The sequence below is a fragment of the Nitratidesulfovibrio termitidis HI1 genome, from assembly GCF_000504305.1.
GTDB lineage: Bacteria > Desulfobacterota > Desulfovibrionia > Desulfovibrionales > Desulfovibrionaceae > Cupidesulfovibrio > Cupidesulfovibrio termitidis.
Genome location: NZ_KI632512.1, coordinates 2563576 through 2589009, shown reverse-complemented (window position 1 = coordinate 2589009; position 25434 = coordinate 2563576). Strand labels below are relative to the sequence as shown.

The following is a 25434-nucleotide window of genomic DNA, read 5'->3' as shown; positions in this document are numbered from 1 at the left end:
CATGACCGCTAATACCTTCCTCGGCTACCGCCGCGAAAACGGCCGCGTGGGCGTGCGCAACCACGTGGTCATCCTGCCCCTGGACGATCTTTCCAATGCTGCCTCGGAAGCCGTGGCCAACAACGTCAAGGGCACCCTGGCCCTGCCGCACCCCTATGGCCGCCTGCAGTTCGGTGAAGACCTGGAACTGCACTTCCGCACCCTGATCGGCGTGGGCAGCAACCCCAACGTGGCCGCCGTGGTGGTCATCGGCATCGAACCCCAGTGGACCAACCGCATCGTGGAAGGCATCGCCAAGACCGGCAAGCCGGTGGCTGGCTTCTCCATCGAGCAGAACGGCGACCACAACACCATTTGCGCCGCCTCGCGCAAGGCCAAGGAATTCATGCACTGGGCCACCGAGCTGCAGCGCGTGGAATGCCCGGTGAGCGACCTGTGGGTGTCCACCAAGTGCGGTGAATCCGACACCACCTCGGGCATCGCCTCCAACCCCACCGTGGGTAACGCCTTCGACAAGCTGTACGAAAAGGGCTGCACCCTGCTGTTCGGTGAAACCACCGAACTGACCGGCGGCGAGCACCTGGTGCTGGAACGCTGTGCCAACGACGAAGTGCGCAAGCAGTTCCAGTTCTTCTTCGACCGCTACGCGAAGCTCGTGGACGACCACAAGACCAGCGACCTTTCCGACTCGCAGCCCACCAAGGGCAACATCGAAGGCGGCCTGACCACCATCGAGGAAAAGGCCCTCGGCAACATCCAGAAGATCGGCCGCAAGGCTCCGGTCGTGGGCTGCCTGGACAAGGCCGAAGCCCCCACCGGCCCCGGCCTGTGGTTCATGGATTCCTCGTCCGCCGCGGCGGAAATGGTCACCCTGTGCGCCGCTGCCGGGTACGTTGTGCACCTGTTCCCCACCGGGCAGGGCAACGTCATCGGCAACCCCATCCTTCCCGTGGTGAAGCTGTGCGCCAACCCGCGCACCGTGCGCACCATGAACGAGCACATCGACGTGGACGTGTCGGGCATCCTGCGCAAGGAACTGACCATGGACGGCGCCGGCGACAAGCTGGTGGAAATGGCCATCCGCACCGCCAACGGCCGTAACACCGCCGCCGAAGTGCTGGGCCACCGCGAGTTCGTCCTTACCCGTCTGTACGAAAGCGCCTAATCATCCTCTGCCGCCTCCTTCACGATGGTCGTGAAGGAGGCGTCCCGCCCCGGTCGGTGGCACGCCGGGGCGGGGCAGCGGAGCCCCGGAAACCGCAGGGGGGCCGGGGGACCATGGACCATCACAGGTAGCGCGCGTAGTGATGAGATGCATTGCATGACAGCGAACCAGCAAGGGGCAGGACCGCCAGGGGCGTGATCCCGCGGGACGGCGCAGCAGCCGCACAGGCATGCAAGGGAATCGCCGCCCCACTCCCGCCTTTCGTAGGGCCGGTTCGTACGGGCGCTGCCAGAATTTCGCTCCCCCCGGCGGGGGGCATCGACAGGTGCCTTGAACTTCGAAGACCGAAAAAGGAGCCCTACATGAAAGTGCGTTTCCTTGCGCGGCTGGCCCTTGCGGCGCTGCTCGTCCTCGGCCTTGCTGTTGCCGGTGATGCCTACGCCAAGTATCCCGACAAGCCCATCAACATGATCATCGCCTTCACGGCGGGCGGGTCCAGCGACGTGCAGGCCCGCATCATGCAGAAGTACTGGAACAAGTACTCCGACCAGCAGTGGGTGTTCATCTACAAGCCCGGTGCCGGCGGCGCCATCGGCTTTGGCGAAATCGCCAACGCCCGTCCCGACGGCTACACCATCGGCGGCATCAACATTCCGCACCTGGTGCTGCAGCCCATGGTCCAGAAGGCCATGTTCTCCATCGACAGCTACGCCTACATCTGCCAGGTCGTGAACGATCCGCAGGCCGTGGTCGTGCGCAACGACAGCAAGTTCAAGTCGGTCAAGGAAATCTTCGAGTTCGCCAAGGCCAACCCCGGCAAGCTCAAGGTGGGCCTGGTGGGCCCCAACAGCGGCCATCACCTGATGTTCCTTGACGTGAAGGGCAAGTTCGACTTCCCCGTCACCGAAGTGTTCTACAAGGGCGCCGCCGACCAGAACGCGGCCCTGCTGGGCGGCGAAATCGACGTCATGTTCGGCAACCTGAACGACGTCATGCGCAGCCTCGAAGAAATGACCGTGCTCGGCCTTGCGGCGGAAAAGCGCAACGCCTTCCTGCCCGACGTGGCCACCCTGCGTGAACAGGGCTTCGACGTGGTATCCGACATCCGCCGTGCCTACGTTGCCCCCAAGGGCATCGACAAGGCCCAACTGGACTACCTGCGCGAAACCTTCAAGAAGATCTGCGACGACCCGGAATACGTCTCTGACATGAAGAAGGCGGGCCAGCCCACCGAATACATGGATGGCGACGCCTTTGCCGCGTACGTGCGCACCCAGAACGAGTTCGCCAAGACCATGCTGCAAAAGGCCGGTCTGCTGAAGTAGCAGGCCCATTCTGCCGGGGAGGGGTGCCATCCCTCCCCGGCTTGTACCAAGGAGCATCCCAATGATGGAATTTATCGGGCCCGCCATCGGCCATCTGTTCGAGCCTTTGAACATTCTGCTGATGATCGCGGGTCTGACGGGGGGCATCATCGTGGGGGCCCTGCCGGGCCTCACCGCCACCATGGGCGTCGCCCTCATGGTGCCGGCCACCTTTGCCATGGACGCCACCAGCGGCCTGATCATGCTGGGAGCGATCTATGCAGGCGCCATCTACGGCGGTTCCAACTCCGCCTGTCTCATCTGCACGCCCGGCACGCCCTCGTCCGTGGCAACCACCTTCGACGGCTGGCCGCTGTGCCAGGCCGGTCGAGCCGACATCGGCCTGATCACCTCGCTGCTTTCCTCCGTGTTCGGCGGCATCGTCGGCACCGTGTTCCTGCTGTTCCTGGCCGCGCCGCTGGCCCGGTTCGCCCTGCAGTTCGGCGGCCCCGAAAATTTCTGGCTGTGCATTTTCGGCCTTTCCACCATCGCGGTCATGTCGTCGGGCAACATGGTCAAGGGCCTGTTGTCCGGGGCCATGGGGCTTCTGGTGTCCACCGTGGGCATTGACCCCAACGTCGGTGTGCCCCGCTTCACCTTCGGGTACTATCCGCTGGTGCAGGGCATTGAAGTCATTCCCGCCATGATCGGCCTGTTTTCCTTCTCGCAGGTGCTGTACCTGATCGGCAGTTACAAGCCGTTCATCGCCGATTACCGCCCCGCGCCCGGCGCCCTGAGCCTGGTGGCGCGCGCCTTGGTGGGGCGGTGCAAGGTCAACCTGATGCGCTCGTCCATCATCGGTACCCTCGTGGGCATGCTGCCCGGCGCGGGCGGCGAGATTGCCTCCATTATTTCCTACAACGAGGCCAAGCGCTGGGACAAGAATCCCGAGCGCTACGGCACGGGCATCATCGAGGGCGTTGCCGCCAGCGAAAGCGCCAACAACGCGGTCATCGGCGGCTCGCTGATCCCCATGCTGACCCTGGGCATTCCGGGCAGCGCGGTGGCGGCGGTCATCCTGGGCGCGCTGCTGGCCAAGGGCATCCAGCCCGGCTTCAAGGTGTTCACCGCCACGGGCGACCTGGCTTACACCTTCATCATGTCCCAGTTCGCGGTGAACCTGCTGATGATTCCCATCGGCCTGCTGCTGGCCCGCATCATGACCAAGCTGCTCAGCATCCGCCTGACCTTCGTGGCCATCGCCATCGTGGTAATGTCGGTCATCGGCTCGTACGCCATCCGCAACAGCATGCTGGACGTGTGGATCGTCATCGTCTTCGGCTTTCTGGGCTACTTCTCCGGCCGGGTGGGCCTGGATACCGGGGCCATGGCCCTCGGCATCATCCTTGGTCCCATGATCGAGGAGAACCTGGGCAAGTGCGTGCACCTGTCCAGGGCCTCGGGCGGCTCGGTGATCAACGTGTTCCTTGAAAGCCCCATCGCCATCCTGCTCATCGCGCTCACCCTGCTTTCGCTGGCCACCCCCTTCCTGCTGGACTGGAAGCGCAAGCGGCGCGACTGCGGCTGCGACGTGCCGCAGTCCAAGGAGGATTCCACCCATGCGTAGCAGCGTTGCCGACATCACCTCCGGTCTCGCCGTCCTGGTCATTGCCGGTGTGTTCCATTCCCAGAGCGGCGATCTTGATGGGGTCAGCCTGCTGTTTCCCCGGATGCTCATCATCTTCATGGCCCTTGGCGGCATCTACCTGTGCGGCCTTGGCCTGCTGAAGGGGCGCAAGGGTGATGCCGCACCGCAGGACGACGAACCCGTGGCCGTGGGCCGCGTGGTCATGATCTCCGCCGGGGCCATTGCCTATGTCGCCATCATTCCCTTGCTGGGCTTCTACCTTGCCTCCGCCCTGTACCTGTTCGGCATGTCCATGGTGTTGAGCGATGCTGGCGGCAGCACGCGCAAAAAGGCCGTGGCCTCTGCCGCGTTCACCGTGGTGCTGTGCCTGTTCGTCTGGATAGGGTTCGCGATGCTGTTGGGCGTTCCCACTCCCGAAGGCATGCTGTTCTGATCGCATCTGCCGCACGGCGCCGCTTTCTCCGTTCCCCCCGTCGTGCGCCTTTCCGAAGGGTTGCGTGCGGCGGGGGGGGCTGTTTGTGATCGAAAGCATCCGTTTGCAGGGCCGGTTCGTAATCGGACACTGCCAGGATTTTGCTCCCCCGAAGGGGAGACGACAGGTGTCTTGAACTTCGAACGCTGAAAAAGGAGCCCTGCACAACCATATGCTTCCTTGTGCGGCTGACCTCGGGCGTTGCCTGTCCTCGGACTGGCGGCCGCAGGTGATACCCATGCGGGTATCCCGAAAAGCCCGTAAAATGACCTTCGGCTTCACGGCGGTCGGGTTCACCGGCGTGCAAACCGTATCATGCAGAGGTGCTGAAACTCGTACTGTTCCCCTGCCGACATGAAGTGCCGGGCCTGACCATCGGGCACATCGATGGTGATGCCTTTGCGGCGTACGCGCGAACCCGGAACGCGTATGCATAAAGGCTGGCCCGCTTAAGTAGCCAACCCTGATACCGCTGGAAGGGGTGCCATCCCTCCCCGGCCCGTACCAAGGAGCTTTGTAATGATGGAATTTATCGGACCGGCCATCGGGCATCTGTTCGAACCGCTGAACATCCTGCTGATGGTCGTGGGCCTGACGGGGGGCATCATCGTGGGGGCCCTGCCGGGCCTTACCGCCACCATGGGCGTAGCCCTCATGGTGCCGGCCACCTTCGCCATGGACGCCACCAGCGGCCTGGTCATGCTGGGGGCGATCTACGCAGGCGCCATCTACGGCGGGGCCAACTCCGCCTGTCTCATCTGCACCCCCGGCACGCCGTCGTCCGTGGCCACCACTTTTGATGGTTGGCCGCTGTGTCAGGCTGGCCGCGCCGACATCGGCCTGGTCACCTCTCTGCTGTCTTCGGCCTTTGGCGGTATCGTCGGTACCGTTCTGCTGCTGTTCCTGGCCGCGCCGCTGGCCCGGTTTGCCCTGCAGTTTGGCGGCCCCGAGAATTTCTGGCTGTGCATCTTCGGCCTGTCCACCATTGCGGTCATGTCGTCGGGCAACATGGTCAAGGGTCTGTTGTCGGGCGCCATGGGCCTGCTGGTATCCACCGTGGGCATCGACCCCAACGCCGGTGTGCCCCGCTTCACCTTCGGGTACTATCCGCTGGTGCAGGGCATTGAAGTCATCCCGGCCATGATCGGCCTGTTTTCCTTCTCGCAGGTGCTGTACCTGATCGGCAGCTACAAGCCGTTCATCGCGGAATACCAGCCAACGCCCGGCGCCCTCCGTGAGGTCATGAACGCCCTGGCGAGCCGCTGCAAGGTCATCCTGATGCGTTCGTCGCTCATTGGTGGCCTGGTGGGCATGCTGCCCGGCGCGGGCGGCGAGATTGCCTCCATCATCGCCTACAACGAGTCCAAACGCTGGGACAAGCATCCCGAGCGGTACGGCAAGGGGGCGATCGAAGGCCTTGCTTCCAGCGAAAGCGCCAACAACGCGGTCATCGGCGGCTCGCTGATCCCCATGCTGACCCTGGGCATCCCGGGCAGCGCGGTGGCGGCGGTCATTCTGGGCGCACTGCTGGCCAAGGGCATCCAGCCCGGCTTCAAGGTGTTCACCGCCACGGGCGACCTGGCCTACACCTTCATCATGTCCCAGTTCGCGGTGAACCTGCTGATGATCCCCATCGGCCTGCTGCTGGCCCGCATCATGACCAAGCTGCTCAGCATCCGCCTGACCTTCGTGGCCATCGCCATCGTGGTGCTGTCGGTCATCGGGTCATACGCCATCCGCAACAGCATGCTGGACGTGTGGATCGTCATCGTCTTCGGCTTCCTGGGCTACTTCTCCGGCCGGGTGGGCCTGGATACGGGGGCCATGGCCCTCGGCATCATCCTTGGCCCCATGATCGAGGAAAACCTGGGCAAGTGCGTGCACCTGTCCAAGGCCTCGGGTGGCTCGGTGATCAACGTGTTCCTCGAAAGCCCCATCGCCATCCTGCTCTTCCTGATGACCATGCTGTCGCTGGCAACGCCCTTCCTGCTGGACTGGAAGCGCAAGCGGCGCGACTGCGGCTGCGACGTGCCGCAGTCCAAGGAGGATTCCACCCATGCGTAGCAGCGTTGCCGACATCACCTCCGGCCTTGCCGTGCTGGCCATTGCCGGTGTGTTCCACGCCCAGAGCGGCGACCTTGAAGGGGTCAGCCTGCTGTTCCCCCGGATGCTCATCATCTTCATGACCCTTGGCGCTTTCCTTTTGTGTGCCCAGGGCCTGCTGAAGCGCCGCAAGGGCGAGGACGCACCGCAGGACGACGAGCCCGTGGCCGTGGGCCGGGTGGTCATGATCTCTGCGGGAGCCATTGCCTATGTCGCCATCATTCCTTTCCTGGGCTTCTATCCCGCCTCCGCCCTGTACCTTTTCGGCATGTCCATGGTGCTGAGCGATGCTGGCGGCAGCACGCGCAAGAGGGCCGTGGCTTCTGCCGTGTTCACCGTGGTGTTGTGCCTGTTCGTCTGGATAGGGTTCGCGATGCTGTTGGGCGTTCCCACTCCGGAAGGCATGCTGTTCTAGACGCCGCTGTTGCACGGCATCGCCGGTTCCGCCCCTCCGCCGTGTGCATTTCCGGATAAGTTGCGTACGACGGAGGGGCCTTTTTTTGTAGATACCATTTGCAAGAGGTTTCGTTCCATGCGCATCGAGCTGAAGTACGGGCACGGTTATGTGCCCCTGGAGTTGCCGGATTCCGTCCATGTGGACGTGTTCGAACCGAACCCTGTAGAACCACTGGCCGACCCCCTGGCCGCCCTGCATGCCGCCCTGGACGAACCGTTGGGTTGTCCCCGGTTTGAAGACCGTCCGGCGCCCCGTTCCGTGGCCATCGCCGTGCCGGACGAGACGCGCCCCGTGCCGGTGCGGCTGTTGCTGCCGCCGGTGCTGGACCGGCTGTTCGCCGCGTATCCGTCCCTGAAGCCGGAGGACGTGGTGATCGTGGTGGGCGGCGGGCTGCACCCCCCGGCGGACGAGGCCCAACTGGCCCGCGTGCTGCCGGAAGATCTGCGCGGCTGCCGGGTGGTGGCCCACGATGCCGAGCACTCCAGGCTGGCGCGCTTTGGCGCCACCACGCGCGGCACCCCGGTGGAGGTCAATGCCGCCTACGGCGCGGCGGAACTGCGGCTGGTCATCGGCATGGTGGACGCGCACCAGTTCGTGGGCTTCACCGGCGGGGCCAAGGGTGTGGCCATCGGCTGCGCTTCGGCGGCCATGATCGAGGCCAACCACCGCCTGATGCGCGATCCGGCGGCCACCGTGGGGGCCATAGAGACCAACCCCGTGCGTCTTGACCTGGACGAGGCCGGTGAACTGGCCGGGGTGGCCATGGCCATCAACGTGGTGCTGGACGCGGCCAAGCGCCCGGTGACCGTACTGGCCGGGTGGCCGCCCCAGGTCATGCGCGCCGCCGCCAAGGTTACGGCGCAGGTGTACGGGCTGGCCTTCGACAAGCCCTATGATGTCGTCATCGCCTCATGCGGGGGCACCCCCAAGGATCTCTGCCTGTACCAGGCCCAGAAGGGGCTGAACACGGCGGTGCAGTGCGCCGCGCCCGGCGCGAAGGTGCTGCTGGTGGCCGAGTGCGGCCAGGGCATCGGCGACGAGGTGTATCACGACTACGTGCGGCGCTTTCCCTGCGCCCATTCGCTGAAGAAGGACTTCGAGTCCGGGGCGTTCCGCATGGGCGCGCACAAGGGCTTCCTGTTCGCGCGGGCCACCACCAGCTTCGAGGTGGTGGTGCATTCCGACCTGGATCCGGCCCGGCTGCGCGAATGCCTGTTGACGCCCGGCGACATGCAGGAAACCGTGAACACCTGGCTGGCAGGGTTGCGGGACCCGCGCGTGGCCGTGGTGAAGAACGCCAACTCGTCGTTCTTCTACAAGAAGTAGTCTGCATCGATTACCCGTTTCCTCCTGGCGTGGCGGGCGGGGAGCCTGTACGGTTTCGCCATGGGCGGGGCCGTGCACGGGCTACCCCCGCCTGCCTCTCAGCAGGCCGGAAGTGGAATCGACACGTAACGGAATCAGGGGCCGGACTGCCGGGGGGCATACGGCCATGCAGAGCATCCCGGCGCGACTGGGGGAACCGAGCCACCCGCCATTGGGGAGCGCGGCAGTCGATCGGGATGGCAAACCTGGTGCCGCGCCCGGAAAAGGGCGACGGCGAGACGAAGGGGGGACGGGTCCGAAGCAGGAGCGGGCCGCGCCGGAACGCGCGGGCGTGCTCCTCTGTCCGCAAGGCAGAACACCAGACACGCTCCGGAGGGCGGCATGCTCCTGAAGACCAAACTGTATCTCGGATTCATGGCCGTGCTGTCATTGACGGCCATCGTGGGCGGCATCGGCTGGCGGGGAATGCACGAGATGGTCGTGTACGGTAATTATTCCACGTCCATCGAAACGGCCATGCGCCATCTTTCGGGGGCGGAAGCCTCCATGGGGCGCTTCATGCTGCGCGGCGAGCAGGCGCACGCGGCCGCCACGGACAAACGCCTGGATGACGCCCGTGCCACCATCGAGGCGGCAGGTGCGGGGCTGACGCTTGAGTGGATGCAGGCCGACGGCAAGGGGCTGCTGGAAAACCTGGAGAACTTCAAGACCGCCTTTGCCCAGCTGGTCAATTCGCAGAACGAGGCCATCGCCATGCAGCAGCGCATCGACGCCAACGCCGCCAAGGTGGTGGAGACGGTGGCCGCGCTGGACGGCAGGCTTGCCGGGGTTCTGGAGACCACCCACGACGCCGGGCGGCTGAAGGGCTACCAGATGCTGCATGCCGGGGCCGCCGCCTTCGCCGAGGTGCGCGTGCTGACCAGCCAGTTTCTGGATACCCCCACCGAAGAACTGCGCACTGCCATCCGCGCCCGGCTGACCCAGGCCCGCAAGGCCTTTCAGGCGGCGCGCGACGCCCAGCCCGACGAGCCGTCCCAGGATGCCGTGCAGGAACTCATGGGCTACGTGGGCAACTATTCCGGCCTGTTCGGCATTTTTTCGCGCCAGATGCTGGCCAAGTACGAGGCCCTGGACCGCCAGCAGGAAGTGGTGGCCGCAACCCAGGCCGCCGCGTCCGAGGCGCTGCAACATGCCTCGGCGGCGTCCGACGCCTCGGTGCGCACCGCCACCTGGCTGCTGGCCGGGGTGGCCCTGGCCGCCATGGTCATCGGGGCGTGCATCGCCGTGGCCCTGCCGCGCGGCACCGTGCGCCAGCTGGGCAAGGATCCCGGCGAACTGGCCGATATCGCCCGGCGGGTCACCGAGGGCGACTACGACATCGACGACGGCACCCCGCACACGGGTGTGTATGGCCGCATCGTGGACATGGTGGCCTCGTTGAAAACCCACCTTGCCAGCGCCGAAGAGGAATCGCGGCGCGCCCGCGAGGAATCGGAACGGGCCCGCCTGGCCATGGAGCAGGCGGACGAGGCCCGCTCGGGGGTGGAAGCGGCCAACAAGACCATGCTGTCGGTGGCGGACGAGGCCCACGCCATTTCCGCGCGCATCGCCGCGGCGGCGGAAGAACTGGCCGCCCAGGCCGAACAGGTGGGCGCAGGGGCAGAGGTGCAGCAGCAGCGCATGGCCGAAACCCTGGCCGCCATCACCCAGATGAACGCGGCCGTGACCGAGGTGGCCGCCAGCGCCGCCGCCACCAGCCGCAGTTCCGACGATTCGCGCCGCAACGCCGAAGACGGCGCGCAGGTGGTGGCCCGCACCGTCGCCGCCATCGAGAAGGTGGCGGAAGGCTCGGATGCGGTGCGCCGCAACATGCAGGAACTGGGCGTGAAGGCGGAGGCCATCGGCAAGGTCATGGAGATGATCGCCGACATCGCCGACCAGACCAACCTGCTGGCGCTCAACGCCGCCATCGAGGCGGCCCGCGCCGGTGACGCCGGACGCGGCTTTGCCGTGGTGGCGGATGAGGTGCGCAAGCTGGCCGAGCGCACCATGCAGGCCACGGCGGAGGTGGGCGGCAGCGTGCGCGGCATCCAGGACGTGGCCCGACGCAACGTGGATGCGGTGGAGCATTCCGTGACCGCCGTGGGCGAGGCCACCCGCTCGGCCCGCGAATCGGGCCAGGCGCTGGACGCCATCGTGCGCATCGTGGGTGACTCTGCCGCACAGGTCAACGGCATCGCCACGGCGGCGGAACAGCAGTCCGCCGCCAGCGAGCAGATCGGCCGCACCGTGCAGTCGGTCAGCGACATCGCGGCGGAAACGGCGGGCGGCATGCAGCAGTCCGCCGTGGCCATCCGCGAACTGTCGGAAATGGCCGCGCAACTGGAACAGGCCCTGACCCGCCTGCGCGCGTAAGAGGTGTTTTCAACGGATCCTTTCGCCGTTGGCGTCGCCAGCGAACGTACATCCTGCTGTAAAGACGCCCCTTGAACCCTGCCACTGGCGGGGACGGCAACCTGGCGCATGCGTCTTGGAGTCAAACAGCTGCAGGAGCAACCATGACCGTGGTCCTCAGGCCCGACGATCTTGCGGCGCTGTGCCGCACCGTGCTGGAACGGGTGGGCGTGTTGCCCGCCGCCGCGTCCTCCGTGGCCGGGGCGCTGGTGGCCGCCGAGTGCATGGGCATCCCCTCGCACGGGGTGGCACGCCTGCCGCAATACGCCGACCAGGTGGCGACAGGCAAGGTGCGCGGCGATGCCGTGCCCCGGGTGGAAACACCGTTGCCCGCCACCGTGCGCGTGGATGCGGGATGCGGCTTTGCCTACCCGGCGCTGGAGGCCGGGCTGGACGTGGCCGTGCCGCTGGCGCAGCGCATGGGCTGCGCGGCGCTGGGGGTGACCGGTTCGCACCATTGCGGGGTGGCCGGGCTGCACGTGGAGCGGGCCGCCCGGCAGGGGCTGGTGGCGCTGCTGTTCGCCAACACCCCGGCGGCCATGGCCCCGTGGGGCGGCAACCGCGCCTCGCTGGGCACCAACCCCCTGGCCTTTGCCTGCCCGGCGCCTGTCGGAGAGGCTGCCGGTGCTGAAGGGGTGGAGCACGACCCGCTGGTCATGGACCTTTCGCTGAGCACGGTGGCGCGCGGCAAGATCGTTGCCGCCGCGCGCGAGGGCAAGCCCATTCCCGAAGGCTGGGCCGTGGACGGGAACGGCAGCCCCACCACCGACGCGCGGGCCGCGCTTGGCGGCATGCTGCTGCCCTTTGGCGGGGCCAAGGGCGCTGCGCTGGCCCTGATGGTGGAATTGCTGGCTGCTTCGCTCACCGGCAGCAATCACGCGTACGAGGCCACGTCGTTTCTGGATGCGGAGGGCGGCCCGCCCCGCACCGGGCAGTGCATGCTGCTACTGGCGCCGCAGGCCTTCGGTGCAGATTTTGCCGGGCGCGCCGCTGCCCTTCTGGGCCACGTGCTGGACCAGCCGTCCACCCGCCTGCCCGGCGCGCGGCGGTTCGAACTGCAACGCCGGGCGCTTCGCGAAGGAGTGGCCCTGCCGTGGTCGCTGCATCAGGATCTTTTGCGGCGCGCCGGGAGTGCGTGACCGCAAGGCATCCGCAACCTGAATTCCCGCGGTGACAGGTGTCGGGTGACGGGGCCGAACGCAACGCCAATCCGCCGCAAACGCAAGAACGGGCCTTCCCTACAGGGAAGGCCCGTTCCGTTGTTTGCGTGCCGGGCGCGGGCGTGTGGCCCGACCTGTGATGCCCGACCTGTGATGCCCGACCTGTGATGCCCGACCTGTGATGCCTGGCTGGTGATGGTCCGTTTGGCGAGAGCCGGGCGGAAAATCAGGAAAGCTTGGTGCGGTAGTGAAAGTTGGTGGTCACGCAGCGGGTGTGGCGCAGTTCCACGGGGTTTTCCTCTATGTCCATGGCCACGCGGCGGATGGCCAGCAGGGGGTGCCCCACCGGTACGCCAAGGCGCTCGGCGTCGCTCTTGTCGGCAGCCACGGCGGTGATGCTTTCGTCCGCCTTGGCGATGGTGACGTTGAAGCGCTTCTGGAAGAAATCGTACAGCGTGTTGGGCAGCGCCCCCACGGGAATGGCCTCGATGCCCGGCATGCGCGCGCAACTCAGGGCGATGCGTTCGTTCAGCAGCGGCACGCCGTCCAGCGAACGCACGCGGTCTATGCGCAGCACCGGCGAGCCCAGGGCAATGTCCAGCGCCGCCGCCTCTTCGGCGTCGGCCTTGCCGCGGGAAGCCCCGAGCACTTCGGAAATAGGCAGGGTACGCCTGTCCTCGCAGCTGACGATGCGGAAGAAACGGAACAACGCTTCGTCCGCGTCGAAGGTGGCCACCGCCGTGCCCTTGCCCTGGTACCGCACCACGCGGCGCTCTGCGGTCAGCTCGTTCAGGGCCTTGCGCAGGGTGCCGTGGCTGACGCCGTATTCTTCGGCCAGCACGGGTTCGCTGGGCAGGAAGCTGCCCGGCGCCCATTCACCAGCGGCGATGCGGCGGAGCAGCGATTCCTTGACCTGCTGATACAGGGGGTTGAAGGCGGGCTTTACGGGCATGTGCATCTATGGGTGGTTCCGGAAACCGTGGGCTTCCTGGTTCGGGTCGGGTCTTGCAAAAAATATATGATAGCAGTCTTGCCATTTGGTACCTTGCAACTATCCGAGAAACGGTCGCAACACAAGAGGGTGATAACGGATGAAACCGGCCAGCCTCGCGGTGTGGCGGGCCTTTCGTTGATGCTAGTTGAACGGGCAGTCGCAAGAGATGCCGCACGTGGCGCGGGGGAGCGGTGAACTGGTGGAGAAATGGGGGCGTACGGACGGACAGTTGCCGTCAGGAAACCTGCGTCTCTATGCGCAGGCCGTATTTTTCGATCTTGGCCAGCAGGGTGGGGCGCGAAAGCCCCAGCAGGCGCGCGGCGCGGGTGCGGTTGCCCCCGGTAAGGTGCAGCGCCTCGCGCACCACCAGCCGCCCCACGTGGTCCATCAGCGAATCGAACACGTTGTCGCCGTCGCTTTCGCTGAGGGTGCGGCGGATGAGCTCCTGCATGGTCTGGTCGGCGGCCAGCGAAAGGTCGCAGGTCGGGCCTTCGCTGCCGGGGCGCACGCCCCGGCTGGCTTCAAGCGCCTGCTTCAGGTCCGGTTCGCCCAGCGGCCCGCCCCGGCTGAACACCAGCGCCTTGTGCACGGTGTTGCCCAGTTCGCGCACGTTGCCCGGCCACGGCTGTGCTTCCAGATAGGCCAGGGCCTCCGGGGTGATGCCGGGGTTCTGCATGTCCATCTCGCGCGAGAAGCGGGCCAGAAAGTACCGGGCCAGCGGGGGGATGTCCTCGCTACGTTCGCGCAGGGGGGGCAGCCACAGGGTGACCACCTTCAGCCGGTAGTACAGGTCCTCGCGGAAGCGCCCGTCGGCCACGGCGGCTTCCAGGTCGGTGTTGGTGGCGGCGATGATGCGCACGTCCACGGGGATGGGCTGCCTGCCGCCCAGCCGTTCGATCTGCTTTTCCTGCAACAGGCGCAGCAGCTTGGCCTGAATGCCCAGGGGCATGTCGCCTATTTCGTCCAGGAACACGGTGCCGCCGCCCGCCTGTTCTATCTTGCCCACCCGGCGGTTGGTGGCCCCGGTGAAGGCCCCCTTCTCGTAGCCGAACAGCTCGCTTTCCAGCAGCGTATCCGGAATGGCCACGCAGTTGATGACCAGAAACGGCTTTTCGCCGCGCAGGCTGTGCTGGTACACGGCGCGGGCCACCAGTTCCTTGCCGGTGCCCGATTCGCCCCGCACCAGCACCAGGGCGTCGGTGGGCGCGGCCCGGCCGATGGCCTTGTACACCTGGTGCATGGCCCGGCTGGTGCCCACCAGGGCTTCGCCCAGCGGTTCCTGCCCGGCGCCGTCGCCGTCCTCGCCGTCGGCCACCATGTCCACGCGGGCGCGCATGCGGCGGCCCGCCTCCACGGCCTGCTCGATGAGCGCGAGAATGTCCGGGATTTCGAAGGGCTTCAGGATGTAGTCGAAGGCCCCCAGCTTGGTGGCCTCGATGGCGGTCTCGGTGGTGGAATAGGCGGTCATGATGACCACCGGCAGGCGGGCGTCTATCTCACGGATGGCACGCAGGGCGGTCAGGCCGTCCATGCCGGGCATGCGCACGTCCATGATCACCAGTTCGGGCAACTCTTCGCGCACCAGCTTGATGCCCTGCTCGCCGGTGGAGGCGGCGCGCACGTCGTGGCCTTCCCCGGCCAGCAGACGCTGGAAGCTTTGGCGCAGTTGCAGTTCGTCGTCGACTATCAGGATCTTAGCCATGAGTCGTCCTTGCGGGCGGGCAGCACGATGACGAAGGTGGCTCCCTTGCCGTGCGCCGAATGCAGGTGCAGCCAGCCGCCATGCTCCTCGAAGATACGCCGGGCGATGGGCAGGCCAAGGCCGGTGCCTTCTTCCTTGGTGCTGAAGAACGGCTGGAACACTTCGTCGCGGATATGCTGGGGCACGCCGGGGCCGCTGTCCGCAATGCGGATGACCACGGCCCGGCCCAACGGATTGATGATGCCCTTTTCTTCCGTGATGTCCAGCGTGCCGTTGTAGCCCATGGCTTCGCAGGCGTTCAGGATGAGGTTGACCAGCGCTTCCTTCAGCTGTTCGGCATCGCCGTCCACCAGGGGCAGGCGTTCTGTCCGGTGTACCGCAACCGCCACGTTGAACGATTCCAGGCGGTGTTTGAGCAGTTGCAGGGTCATGTCCACCACGTCGGACGGGCTGACCGGCTGCATGCGCAGGCGCGGGCGGCGCGAGAATTCCAGAAAATTGGTGACGATGGCGTCCAGGTGGCGGATTTCTGCGGCGATGACCTCGAAGTCTTCCTGCTGTTCCTTCTGGTCCGGCCCCAGCTTCAGGCTGCGTTCCAGCGCGAACAGGCGCAGCTTCACCGACGTCAGCGGATTGCGGATGGAATGGGCCACCCCGGCGGCCAGCTTGCCCACCAGGGCCAGTTTTTCGGTCTGGCGCAGGGTTTCGTGGCTTTCTTCCAACTGCACCTGGGTGCGGTGCATGGTGTCCAGCAGGTGGCGCAGGCGGCGGTCCAGCACCTCCACCTCGTTGCCGTAGGCGTCGGCATCCTCCAACCCTTCCAGCGCCAGGCGGCGGATGGGGCCCAGCACCTGGCGGAACACGACCACGGCCAGCAGCCCTGCCAGAAACAGAACCACCAGCATCAGCCCCAGGGCGTCGGTGGCCGGGTCCGCCGTCCAGGTGCCGAAGGGCGTGGGCAGGGACAGCCGTCCGCTGGCCATGAGCAGCGGCAGCGCGGCGGCGGCCATGGACGTGGCCGCCAGCGCGGCCAGCAGCAGGCCGATGCGTACGCGCAGGCTGGGGCGAAAGCGCACCACCCGGGGCAGTCTCCAGTTCACCATGGCGAATCCGTGGGCCGAATGTGAGGTTGCGGTGCCAGCATGTCAGTGGGTCAGGGTGGTTCTAGCCCAATTCACGCGCGGGAACAACGAGAGGAGCGGGTGGCCCGGCCTGCCCGGCTGCTCCGGCTGAACCGGCTGAACCGGCTGAATCGGCTGAATCGGCCTGCCCAGCAGGTCCGAATGACGCGGACGCGCGGGACATCGCCCGGCGTATCCCGTCAGCCCCCTGCGCAGCATCGTGGCGAGAGCGGCACTGTCGTGCATCCAGCCACCTTGTGGCCCATCCCAAAGAGCGGTAGGAAGGCAGGGCGGACCTGTCTCCACATCTCCCTCTCCCGGGGTGGGGCACGGGCGCGCCATCCAGACGCCGGGAGGCCCCATGACCGACACGCCGACATCAGATGCCCATTCCGGCGGCGCCCACTCCGGCGGTGCAGGGCCCGACTCCGGCAAGCCATTGCCGCGCGTCCTGCTGGTGGACGACGAGCCGGAAAGCACCGAGATGCTGGCCCTGCGCCTTGGCAAACGCGGTTTCCCGGCGGCGCGCGCGGCCAGCGGAGAAGAAGCGTTGGAACACCTGGCCCGCCAGGGAGCCGACGTGGTGGTCATGGACGTGAAGATGCCGGGCATGGGCGGCATGCGCGCGTTGGAGCGCATCCGCACCGAATTCCCGGGGGTGGAGGTGATCATGCTTTCCGGCCACGCCGACATGGAGGTGGCGGTGGAGGGCATGCGCCTTGGCGCCTTCGGCTACCTGATGAAGCCAACCGATTTCGACGAGTTGCTGTTCAAGATCGAGGACGCCTACACCCAGTGCCAGCTTGATCGTAGGGCGGCGGCGCGCAAGGGTTCCTAAAGGCGTCCGAAACCTGCTTCCATCCGGAAAACCGCCATGGGTCTGTTCTGCTGGCTGCCCTTCCGCCGCAAGCGGCGGGACGAGGAACGCGCCGCCGCCGAAGAGGCCTTCGCGGCGCGGTATCACCGCTTCAAGCTGGTGCTCAACGCCTGGGCCAAGCTGCAGGAAGTGATGACCGAGATGGAACTGGCCCTGTGCTGTGTCCATCCCTTCGGCATGCAGACGGTGCGCTCGCTGTGCACCCGCATCACCACCCAGGTCTTCCAGTGCATCCGCCAGTTGGACGAACTGGCCCCCGGCCGCTACCCGGAACTTTCCGCCCGCTTCGACGCCATCCAGGCCGAGGTGGCGGCCATTGTCTATGGCCGCCCGGCCACCATGGACGGCCCGCTTGCCCTGCCGTTCGGCCATCCGGACCTTGCCCAGCCAGACCTTGCCGACCCTGCCCTGACCCGGCTGGGGGGGCTGCGTGCGGCGTTGGCCCCGCGCGGGGCGGATGATGCCGCGCCCGCGACTTCCGCGACTTCCGCGACATCCGCGCAATCTGAGACATCCGGAGTGCCGGGTGGCGGGGTACCCGACGGGTTCATCGTCACCGCCGCCGCCTGCCAGCGGCTGTTCCGCCATCAGGGGCTGCAAGAGGAAATCGGGCGGCGAGTGCAGGCTTCGGGCGGCATCAGGCCGGACAATCTGATGGACCTTTCGCCCTCCATCGTCGGGCTGATCCAGACGGCGGAGGCGCCGGACGAGGTTGCCGGCGCGCTCATGGACGCCCTGTCCGCCCTGCGCACGCGGGTGGCCGCGCGGCCCGGCGCGCAGGGGCGCGACATGCGCCTGTTGCTGCGCGGGCGGGTCTGGCCGCAGGGTTCGACGGGCGTTGGCGAGAACACGGACGACGATGCGGGCGGCATGACCCTGTGGGGTCCGTCCATTCCCCTGTTCGAAGATGGCATCGGCCCCGACTCCCAGCACGGCAGGCAATCCGACCGGCAGCGGGTGCTGGACGCCCTGCGCGCCACCCTGGCCCTGAAGTATTCGCCCCAGGCCATCGCCTACCGCCGCAACCGGGGCCTGCGCGATGCGGGCACCTGCGTGTGCGTGGGCTGTTTTGCCGTGGAGGCCCCCGTGGCCGGGGGCATCGCCTACACCGGCAACCCCCTGCACGCCCGCGACACCTCGGTGCACGTCTACGCCGCGCGTGGCCTGTCCGAGGCCGTGGAGGACGGCGCGCACGACGTGGACGCCTACCACGTGTGCCGCGTGGGCGGTTCGGTGCGGCTGCGCAGCATCGCCCCCGGCGTCGATGCGGCATCCGGCCCGGCGGCGCCGGTCCTTGATGACGCGGCGGCCCGTGCCGTTGCCGAACTGGCCCTGGCCGTGGAGGAGCACTGCGGCCTGCCCCAGGAGATCGACTGGCTGCTGGAGCCGGACGGTTCCGTCTCGCTGCTGCATGCCCGGCCATTGCCCGCGCCGCGCGCCCACCTGCCGGAAAGCTACGCCGAATCCGAGGCCGAAGACGCCGCCCAGCTTGAATGCCCGCCCCCGGCCCTGCTGGACGGCGGGGTTACCGCCGGGCCGGGCGTGGTGGCCGGGCCGGTGCACATCGTGCGCGAACGGGACGACGTGCGCTCTTTCCCTGACGGAGCCGTGCTGGTGGTGGCGCGCGACCTGGCCGACTGGGGCATGCTGCTGGACCGTGCCGCCGCCGTGGTGGCCGAGCGGGGGCGCGTTTCCAGCCAGTTGGCCGCCGTGGCGCGCGAATTCGGCAAGCCCGCCGTGTTCGGCCCGTTCCGGCAGGGCAACCCGCTGGACCTGCTGGAGCAGGGGGCCGTGGTCACCGTGCACGGCGACGTGGGCGTGGTCTATCCGGGCCGCATCGAGGCCTTCATCGAATCGGGCCCGCGCGAATGCAACTTCATGCCCGGCAGCCCGGTGTTGCAGGCGCTGGACGCCGCCGCCCACCACATGCTGCCCCTGACCCTGGACCCGGATTCGCCCGATTTCAAGTCCGCCAACTGCAAGACCTTTCATGATCTTGGGCGGTTCTGCCATGAAAAGGCCGTGGCGGAGATGTTCCGCTTCGGCTCGCAGCAGCGCCACGCGCCGCAGCGGGTCAAGCAGTTGCAGTGCGACGTGCCCAAGCAGTTCTGGGTGGTCAACCTGGACGACGGCTTCGACGGCGAGGTCAACGGCCCGCTGGTGCCCATCGCGCGGATAGCCTCCGTGCCCATGCGCACCCTGTGGCGCGGCATGAACGCCGTGCCGTGGCAGGGGCCGCCGCCGGTGGACGCCAAGGGCTTTCTGTCGGTGATGTTCGAGGCCACGGCCAACCCGCATCTGGACCCGGCGTCGCAGAGCGCGTTCTTCACCGAGCGCAATTACTTCATGGTCTCGCGCAATTACTGTAGCCTGCACTCGCGCTTCGGGTTCCACTTCGTGGCCGTGGAATCGTTGGTGGGCGAACGCACCCCCGAGAACTACGTGGTTTTTCAGTTGCGCGGCGGGGCCGCCAACATCGAACGCCGGGTGCGCCGGGTGGAGTTCGTGGCCGGGCTGCTGGGCGAATTCGGCTTTGCCTGCACGGTGCGGCGCGACGCGCTGTCGGCCCGCATCGAAAACCTGCCCGAGGCGGACGCACTGCGCATGCTGCTGGTGGCCGGGTACATGACCATCCACACCCGCCAGTTGGACATGATCATGAACGACGGGCCGCAACTGGCCGAGCGGCGCGCCGCCATGCTGGCCGACTGCCGCCGCCTGCTGGAGGAGGCCGATCAGGCAGCGTCGGCGGAGGCTGATCAGGCCGGGGGTGACGACCGCCCGCGCCGGGCCGTGGACCCCGCAGCCCCCATCTGATCCCCGTCGCGGGCACGGCGTTGGCGGCGGTGCGAAAACCGCCGGGCAGCGCAGCGGATGTTTCCCTGTTTCGCCGTCCCGGGGGCTTCCGGCGATTGTAAAATGCTGGATGATCGGGTAATTCTAGCACATGGGGTGTCCCTCGCGCGGTCCGTGTTTCACAACTGCGCCGCAGGGGGAGAAGGATTGCCGGGCAAATGCTCCGGCGTATCCCTGATGAAACGAATGTGCCGCATCTGCGACGGTTGTGTGCCATGGTCGTGGCCGCGAGCGGCATGCGGCACCCTTTCTTCGCTCCCAAGCCCCCCTCGCCCCGGCGGCCCGTTCCACGAAGGCTTGCCCCGTTTTTTGGAGGCACGATGGACATTGGCGGATACACCAGGCTGCGGCGCAGGCTCACCCTCGCCATGCTCGCCTTTTCGCTCGTGCCGCTGTTTGCACTGGGCTTCTTCATCCATCTCCAGTTTTCCAAGACCTACCACGAGCGCATGGTTTCGGGCATCGAGGCGGTGACCGAAAGCAAGCGCCGCGCGCTGGACACCTTTCTGGCCGAGCGGGTCTCGCAGATAAAAAGCCTGGCCTGGACCCACTCGTTTCGCGAGTTGTCCGATTCCACCCAGTTGGGCGCCATCTTCGGGGTCATCCAGTCCAACGCCCGTTCCTACGTGGACATCGGGGTCATCAACGACCAGGGCGAACACGTGGCCTACGTGGGGCCGTACTCGCTGGAGGCGGCCAACTACCGCGACGAGCCGTGGTTCCACGAGGTGATGCTGAAGGGTCAGTACGTCAGCGACGTGTTCACCGGGTTCCGCCGTTTTCCGCACTTCATCATCGCGGTCATGCGCCGCGAGAACGGTCGGGCCTGGATACTGCGGGCCACCATCGATTCCGCCGCCGTCAGCACCATGCTGCACCGTGCCTATTCCGGCACCAACAGCGACGCCTTCCTGCTGGCCGCAGACGGCACCCTGCAATCCGATTCGCGCAACAACGGCGCCATCATGACCCGGCCCGCCCTGCGCATGACCATGCCCGACAAGGCCAAGCGCGGGGTGGTGGTGGACACCATCGCCAATACCGATGGCCGCCCCATGGTCACCGGCATGACCTGGCTCGAGAACATGCCCTGGCTGCTGGTGGTCATGGACGACCCGCGCGAGCCCCTTTCGCCCCTGGCGCACACCCAGCTCATCGTGGTGCTGTTCCTGCTGGGCGGGGCCGTGGTCATCTGCCTGGGCACCTTCTTCACCACCCGGGTGATCGTGGACAAGGTCATCGAGGCCGACCGCAGGCAGGCCATGCTTGACGCCTCGCTCATGCAGTCCAGCAAGATGGCCGCCCTCGGCAAACTGGCCGCCGGGGTGGCGCACGAGGTGAACAACCCGCTCATGCTCATCCGCGAGAACGCCGGGTGGATCCGCGACCTGCTGTCCGAAGAGGACGCCGCCCGCATGGGCCACCACGCCGAAATCGAGGAAGCCGCCGCCAAGATCGAGCAGCACGTGGACCGGGCCAAGGGCATCACCCACCGCATGCTGGGCTTTGGCCGCCGCATGGAACCCATGCAGGAAGACGTGCCCCTCAACGTGCTGACCGAGCAGACCGTGAAGTTTCTGGAAAGCGAGGCCCTGCACCGTTCCATCACCATCCACAAGGATTTCGACGCCAACCTGCCCGCCATCACCACCGACACCGCGCAGGTGCAGCAGGTGATCCTGAACGTGCTGGACAACGCCATCGATGCCGTGGGCCAGGGCGGGGCCATTACCGTGCGCACCGGGGCCACCGAAGGCGGGCAGGAAGTGTTCGTGGCCGTTACCGATACCGGCGGCGGCATCACCCCCGACGTGCTCGAACACATCTTCGACCCGTTCTACACCACCAAGAAGGCAGGCGAAGGCACCGGCCTTGGCCTCGCCATCTGCTACTCGATCATGGAAAAACTCGGCGGCCGCATCGTGGCGGAAAGCAGCCCCGGCAACGGGGCCACCTTTACCGTGTACCTGCCCACCGCAGCACCCGCCTTCACGCAGGATACCCTGCTCAACTTGCGGTAGCGGCTGCTGCTTTTTGTACGCCTCCGGCGGGCAGTGGGCCTTGCCCCCTGCACCCCCGTATGGAGGGGGCACGGCGCCCTCGGCCCCTCCCACACCCCGAATGAAAAGTTTGGGGGGATGGGGGCCGGGGGAAGGGGACCCTTTTTAAAGGGTCCCTTCCCCCGAACATCTTCGAAAAAGGGCCACGACATGAAGATTCTCATCGTGGATGACGAGACGGAATTCCTGGACCTCATGCACAAGCGGCTGGAACGGCGCGGCATGGAGGTGGACACGGTGGACAACGGCACGGACGCGGTGGCGCGCGTGGAGCAGGGCGTTTACGACGCCGTGGTGCTGGACGTGAAGATGCCGGGCATGGACGGTCTGGAGACCTTGCGGCGCATCAAGGCCCTGCGGCCTGAGGTGCCGGTGGTGCTGCTGACCGGGCATGCCAGCCTGGGCGCGGCCCTGACCGGCATGGAGCTGGGCGCGTTCGACTACATGCTGAAACCCGTGGCCATCAACGAGCTGATCTTCAAGTTGGGCGAGGCCGTGCGTCACGCCTGAGCAGCGGCGCGCGGCAGGGCGGAGAACAGGCAACGGGCAAGCGGCAGGCAGCAAGACCGGCGGCCCTATCGGCTGACGGCGGATTTCACGAAGCAGACCTCGGCGGAAGCGACATGGGCGGCTTTTTCCATACACTCGGCGCGCTGTTCCGGCGGCAGGACCCCTCTGCGCAGGACGGCGGCGTGCCCGACGCCGAAACCGAACGGCTGCGCGCGCTGTACCGCGAACGCTGCTCGCGGTTCCGGCTGCTGCTGTCCGCCAACAAAAGCGCCCTTGAAATCATGGCCGACATGGAAGAGGCCCTGCGCGGGGTGCGTCCCTTCGGCATGACCTACGTGCGCGGGGCCTGCACCCGTGCGTGCGCCAGCGTGTTCCAGATCGTGCGCCACCTCAACACGTTGTCCGATGACCGCTGGCCCGAGCTGGAAACGAAGTTCGACGAAATCCGCGCGGGCATCGAGGCCGTGGTGGCCCCCCATGTGCGTGCGGGCGGCGGGCCGCTGGTGCTGCCCATTGCCGAAACCGGCGTGGACCTGGCCGACCAGACCGGCGGCAAGATGGCCAACCTTGGCGAAATCCGCCGCAGCCTCGGCATCACCGTGCCCGACGGCTTCGTGGTCACGGCCACGGGCTACCAGCGTTTCATGGAGGCAGGCGGGTTGCAGGAAGAGATCGACCGGCGGGTGCAGGCGGCGGACGCCACCCGGCTGGACGAGGTGTTCGCGCTGTCTGCGTCCATCCAGCAACTCATTCTGGCAGCGCCCGTGCCCGACGACCTGGCCGAGGCCATCACCGCGCAGGTGGAGCGCCTGGCGGGGCCCCCGCATGATGCACGGACGGAGCCGCATCCGGGCCATTCTTCCGCGGTCGCCTGCATCGGGGCGGAGGTGCGTTTTGCCGTGCGCTCCAGCGCCGTGGGCGAGGATTCGCTGGACGCCTCCTTCGCCGGGCAGTACCGCTCTGAACTCAACGTGCCGCCCGAAGACGTGCTGGACACCTTCAAGGACATCGTGGCCAGCAAGTACGGCGTCACCGCCATGACCTACCGCCTGGCGCGCGGCATCCCCGACGAGGACGTGCCCATGTGCGTGGGCTGTCTGGTCATGGTGGATGCGGTGGCGGGCGGTGTGGCCTACAGCCGCAACCCGCTCGACCTGCGCGACAACACCGTGGTCATCAACGCCGTGCCCGGCCTGCCCAAGGCAGTGGTGGACGGCAGCTTCAGCCCCGACGTGTTCGTGGTTTCGCGCGAGGTGCCCATGGCAGTGGCGCAGCGCCAGATAGCGGCCAAGCCCCAGCGCTTCGTGCGCGACCCCATCGAGGGGGTGCGGCTGGAGGACATGCCGTCGGACATGGTGGACGCCCCGTGCATCGACGATGCCCGCGCCCTGGAAATCGCCGCGCTGGCCGCAGGGTTCGAGGTGTTCTACGGCGAACCGCAGGACATCGAATGGGCCGTGTGCCCCGAAGGCGTGCTGACCATCCTGCAAAGCCGCCCCCTGCGCGAGGCGCGTCACGACGAATTGCCCGAGGGCGAATGTTCGCCAGTGGCCGGGGATGATGGCGCGGACGGTGCGGGCGCGGCGGCAACGGATGTTATCGAAGCAACCCGATCCGGCGATGATGCCGCCGCAGAATCCGGCCCTCTGCCGGGCGGCTACAACTGCGGCGAATCCGGTCCGCCCGTGTTGCTGCTGGGCGGCACCCCGGTCAGCCCTGGCGCGGGCGCGGGCCTTGCCCACGTGGTGCGCAAGGACATGGACCTGCTGTCCTTCCCTGATGGTGGCGTGCTGGTCATCGAGCGCGCCCTGCCGCGCTGGGCGCCGTTGCTGTCCCGCGCGTCCGCCGTGGTGGCAGAGGCGGGCGGGGCCGCCGGGCATCTGGCCAGCGTGGCCCGCGAGTACGGCGTGCCCGCCCTGTTTGGTTTGCCCCGCGCCGCAGAGCTTTTGGAGCAGGCGGGCATCGTCACCGTGGATGCGGATAACCGCCGCGTGCATCCCGGTCGCATCGAAGACCTTCTGGGTCACGCCCCGCGTCGCAACCTGATGGAGGGCAGCCCGGTGCACACCGCGCTGGCCGAAGCCGCGCGGCTGGTGCTGCCGCTGCATCTGCTGGACCCGGAATCGCCGCAGTTTGCCCCCGCTCACTGCCGCACCCTGCACGACATCACCCGCTTCTGCCACGAGAAGTCCGTGGAGGTGCTGTTCGGCGCGCCCGATCCCGCCGGTTCCTCCGGCTCCGGCACCCAGCGGTTGGGCAAGCAGCTGCGGGTCAATGGCACCAAGCTGCAATACTGGCTGCTGGACATCGACGGCGGCTTCCGCAAGCCCGTGCCCGGCCCCGTGGTAGACCTGGCCGACATCGCTTCCGCGCCCATGCTGGCCCTGTGGGATGGCATGACCGCCGTGCCCTGGGCCGGGCCGCCTGCTACCGACGCGCGCGGGTTCCTGTCCGTCATGCTGGAATCCACCGTGAATCCGGACCTGGAACCCACTGCCGCCACCACCCTGGCCAATCGCAACTTTCTCATGATCTCGCGCGACTACTGCAACCTTCAGGCGCGCTTCGGCTACCACTTCTGCACCGTGGAAGCCATGGCCACCGACAACCCGCACGAGAACTACGTGACCTTCCAGTTCAAGGGCGGCGCCGCCAGCGCCGACCGCCGCACCCTGCGTGCCCGGTTCGTGGGCGAAGTGCTGGAAGCACGCGGCTTCCGCGCCGACGTCAAGGACGACGCCCTGTTCGCCTCCCTCGAAGGACTGCCCAAGGACCGCATCCTCACCCTGGTGCGCGGCGTGGGCTACCTGCTCATCCATACCCGCCAGATCGATATGGTGGCCCACAACGAACGCGTGTTCGGCCCCATCCGTGACCGCATTGCCGCCGACCTCGCCAGGATCGCCCCTGTCGCCGGGTAGTCATCTGATTTTTTAAAGAGATTGAACTGGGAATAACCGGGGAAAGAAACCTTTTGAAAAAGGTTTCTTTCCCCGGACCCCTATCTTCCAAAACTTTTCAATTGGGTGGGTATTGCAGACGAAGTCGGAGGATGACGACAGGGCATAGGCTTCGTTGCGGCGGCGCGCTTATAACAATCCCCCCGATAAAAAGTTTGGGGGGGAGCGTCAGCCGTTAAGCGAGTGCAACGCGTGAGTGTTACGGATGACGACAGCAGAGCGGGGTTCGGGGAGGGAGCCTTTTTTAAAAGGTCCCCTCCCCGAT

At 66.9% G+C, this 25434-nt stretch carries 17 protein-coding genes; 14 read left to right on the top strand and 3 right to left on the bottom strand.

Annotation, left to right across the window (positions count from 1 at the left end):
• Window position 1 precedes the first annotated feature (1 nt).
• The 9 genes from DESTE_RS10480 to DESTE_RS10440 all read left to right on the top strand — a co-directional run bounded on the left by DESTE_RS10480 (window position 2) and on the right by DESTE_RS10440 (window position 12068).
• Entirely contained in the window at window positions 2–1165 is a 1164-nt protein-coding gene (locus DESTE_RS10480; RefSeq protein ID WP_035067479.1) for a UxaA family hydrolase, read from the top strand.
• Between the two features lie 362 nt (window positions 1166–1527).
• The gene (locus tag DESTE_RS10475) at window positions 1528–2490 is read left to right on the top strand and encodes a tripartite tricarboxylate transporter substrate binding protein (RefSeq protein WP_035067477.1); all 963 of its coding nucleotides are present in this window, start codon (window positions 1528–1530) and stop codon (window positions 2488–2490) included.
• A gap of 61 nt (window positions 2491–2551) precedes the next feature.
• Window positions 2552–4096: a tripartite tricarboxylate transporter permease gene (locus DESTE_RS10470; protein WP_035067475.1), complete on the top strand. Its 1545-nt coding sequence runs from the start codon at window positions 2552–2554 to the stop codon at window positions 4094–4096.
• Entirely contained in the window at window positions 4089–4550 is a 462-nt protein-coding gene (locus tag DESTE_RS10465) for a tripartite tricarboxylate transporter TctB family protein (protein WP_035067473.1), read from the top strand. The genes DESTE_RS10470 and DESTE_RS10465 overlap by 8 nt, the downstream gene beginning before the upstream one ends.
• Before the next feature lie 558 nt (window positions 4551–5108).
• Window positions 5109–6653 (top strand): tripartite tricarboxylate transporter permease, encoded by a 1545-nt coding sequence (locus DESTE_RS10460; RefSeq protein WP_035067471.1) that lies wholly within the window; start codon window positions 5109–5111, stop codon window positions 6651–6653.
• Window positions 6646–7107, top strand: a complete 462-nt coding sequence (locus tag DESTE_RS10455) for a tripartite tricarboxylate transporter TctB family protein (protein WP_035067468.1) — start codon at window positions 6646–6648, stop codon at window positions 7105–7107. The genes DESTE_RS10460 and DESTE_RS10455 overlap by 8 nt, the downstream gene beginning before the upstream one ends.
• Window positions 7108–7224: 117 nt before the next feature.
• The gene (gene larAH5 / locus DESTE_RS10450) at window positions 7225–8475 is read left to right on the top strand and encodes a nickel-dependent malate racemase, LarAH5 family (protein WP_035067466.1); all 1251 of its coding nucleotides are present in this window, start codon (window positions 7225–7227) and stop codon (window positions 8473–8475) included.
• A gap of 381 nt (window positions 8476–8856) precedes the next feature.
• Window positions 8857–10890 (top strand): methyl-accepting chemotaxis protein, encoded by a 2034-nt coding sequence (locus tag DESTE_RS10445; protein WP_035067465.1) that lies wholly within the window; start codon window positions 8857–8859, stop codon window positions 10888–10890.
• A gap of 143 nt (window positions 10891–11033) precedes the next feature.
• Complete coding sequence (locus DESTE_RS10440) at window positions 11034–12068, top strand: Ldh family oxidoreductase (protein ID WP_051384420.1); 1035 nt, start codon at window positions 11034–11036, stop codon at window positions 12066–12068.
• 247 nt (window positions 12069–12315) lie between these two features.
• Here the strand turns inward: DESTE_RS10440 and DESTE_RS10435 are convergent, their stop codons facing one another.
• From DESTE_RS10435 to DESTE_RS10425, 3 genes are all read right to left on the bottom strand, one after another.
• Complete coding sequence (locus tag DESTE_RS10435) at window positions 12316–13047, bottom strand: GntR family transcriptional regulator (RefSeq protein WP_035067464.1); 732 nt, start codon at window positions 13045–13047, stop codon at window positions 12316–12318.
• Between the two features lie 271 nt (window positions 13048–13318).
• Window positions 13319–14785, bottom strand: a complete 1467-nt coding sequence (locus DESTE_RS10430) for a sigma-54-dependent transcriptional regulator (protein ID WP_035067463.1) — start codon at window positions 14783–14785, stop codon at window positions 13319–13321.
• Window positions 14770–15888 carry a sensor histidine kinase gene (locus tag DESTE_RS10425; RefSeq protein WP_051384628.1) on the bottom strand — a complete coding sequence of 373 codons (1119 nt, stop codon included), beginning with the start codon at window positions 15886–15888 and terminating at the stop codon, window positions 14770–14772. The genes DESTE_RS10430 and DESTE_RS10425 overlap by 16 nt, the downstream gene beginning before the upstream one ends.
• Before the next feature lie 379 nt (window positions 15889–16267).
• Between DESTE_RS10425 and DESTE_RS10415 the strand changes: the two genes are divergently transcribed.
• The 5 genes from DESTE_RS10415 (at window position 16268) to DESTE_RS10395 (ending at window position 25130) form a co-directional block, all read left to right on the top strand.
• Window positions 16268–16744, top strand: coding sequence for a response regulator (locus DESTE_RS10415; protein WP_084559429.1), 477 nt, complete (start codon window positions 16268–16270; stop codon window positions 16742–16744).
• Between the two features lie 36 nt (window positions 16745–16780).
• Complete coding sequence (locus DESTE_RS10410; RefSeq protein WP_035067460.1) at window positions 16781–19600, top strand: PEP/pyruvate-binding domain-containing protein; 2820 nt, start codon at window positions 16781–16783, stop codon at window positions 19598–19600.
• 359 nt (window positions 19601–19959) lie between these two features.
• Window positions 19960–21660: a sensor histidine kinase gene (locus DESTE_RS10405; RefSeq protein WP_035067459.1), complete on the top strand. Its 1701-nt coding sequence runs from the start codon at window positions 19960–19962 to the stop codon at window positions 21658–21660.
• A 189-nt stretch (window positions 21661–21849) separates the two neighbouring features.
• Complete coding sequence (locus DESTE_RS10400; RefSeq protein WP_035067458.1) at window positions 21850–22209, top strand: response regulator; 360 nt, start codon at window positions 21850–21852, stop codon at window positions 22207–22209.
• 113 nt (window positions 22210–22322) lie between these two features.
• Window positions 22323–25130 carry a PEP/pyruvate-binding domain-containing protein gene (locus DESTE_RS10395; protein WP_035067457.1) on the top strand — a complete coding sequence of 936 codons (2808 nt, stop codon included), beginning with the start codon at window positions 22323–22325 and terminating at the stop codon, window positions 25128–25130.
• Window positions 25131–25434: the final 304 nt, after the last annotated feature.

Coding starts and splice junctions, on each gene's coding strand:
- DESTE_RS10455 (WP_035067468.1), top strand. CDS start 6,646: ATGCGTAGCAGCGTTGCCGACATCACCTCCGGCCTTGCCGTGCTGGCC.
- DESTE_RS10480 (WP_035067479.1), top strand. CDS start 2: ATGACCGCTAATACCTTCCTCGGCTACCGCCGCGAAAACGGCCGCGTG.
- DESTE_RS10395 (WP_035067457.1), top strand. CDS start 22,323: ATGGGCGGCTTTTTCCATACACTCGGCGCGCTGTTCCGGCGGCAGGAC.
- larAH5 (WP_035067466.1), top strand. CDS start 7,225: ATGCGCATCGAGCTGAAGTACGGGCACGGTTATGTGCCCCTGGAGTTG.
- DESTE_RS10415 (WP_084559429.1), top strand. CDS start 16,268: ATGACCGACACGCCGACATCAGATGCCCATTCCGGCGGCGCCCACTCC.
- DESTE_RS10435 (WP_035067464.1), bottom strand. CDS start 13,047: ATGCACATGCCCGTAAAGCCCGCCTTCAACCCCCTGTATCAGCAGGTC.
- DESTE_RS10425 (WP_051384628.1), bottom strand. CDS start 15,888: ATGGTGAACTGGAGACTGCCCCGGGTGGTGCGCTTTCGCCCCAGCCTG.
- DESTE_RS10445 (WP_035067465.1), top strand. CDS start 8,857: ATGCTCCTGAAGACCAAACTGTATCTCGGATTCATGGCCGTGCTGTCA.
- DESTE_RS10405 (WP_035067459.1), top strand. CDS start 19,960: ATGGACATTGGCGGATACACCAGGCTGCGGCGCAGGCTCACCCTCGCC.
- DESTE_RS10475 (WP_035067477.1), top strand. CDS start 1,528: ATGAAAGTGCGTTTCCTTGCGCGGCTGGCCCTTGCGGCGCTGCTCGTC.
- DESTE_RS10460 (WP_035067471.1), top strand. CDS start 5,109: ATGATGGAATTTATCGGACCGGCCATCGGGCATCTGTTCGAACCGCTG.
- DESTE_RS10410 (WP_035067460.1), top strand. CDS start 16,781: ATGGGTCTGTTCTGCTGGCTGCCCTTCCGCCGCAAGCGGCGGGACGAG.
- DESTE_RS10465 (WP_035067473.1), top strand. CDS start 4,089: ATGCGTAGCAGCGTTGCCGACATCACCTCCGGTCTCGCCGTCCTGGTC.
- DESTE_RS10440 (WP_051384420.1), top strand. CDS start 11,034: ATGACCGTGGTCCTCAGGCCCGACGATCTTGCGGCGCTGTGCCGCACC.
- DESTE_RS10470 (WP_035067475.1), top strand. CDS start 2,552: ATGATGGAATTTATCGGGCCCGCCATCGGCCATCTGTTCGAGCCTTTG.
- DESTE_RS10430 (WP_035067463.1), bottom strand. CDS start 14,785: ATGGCTAAGATCCTGATAGTCGACGACGAACTGCAACTGCGCCAAAGC.
- DESTE_RS10400 (WP_035067458.1), top strand. CDS start 21,850: ATGAAGATTCTCATCGTGGATGACGAGACGGAATTCCTGGACCTCATG.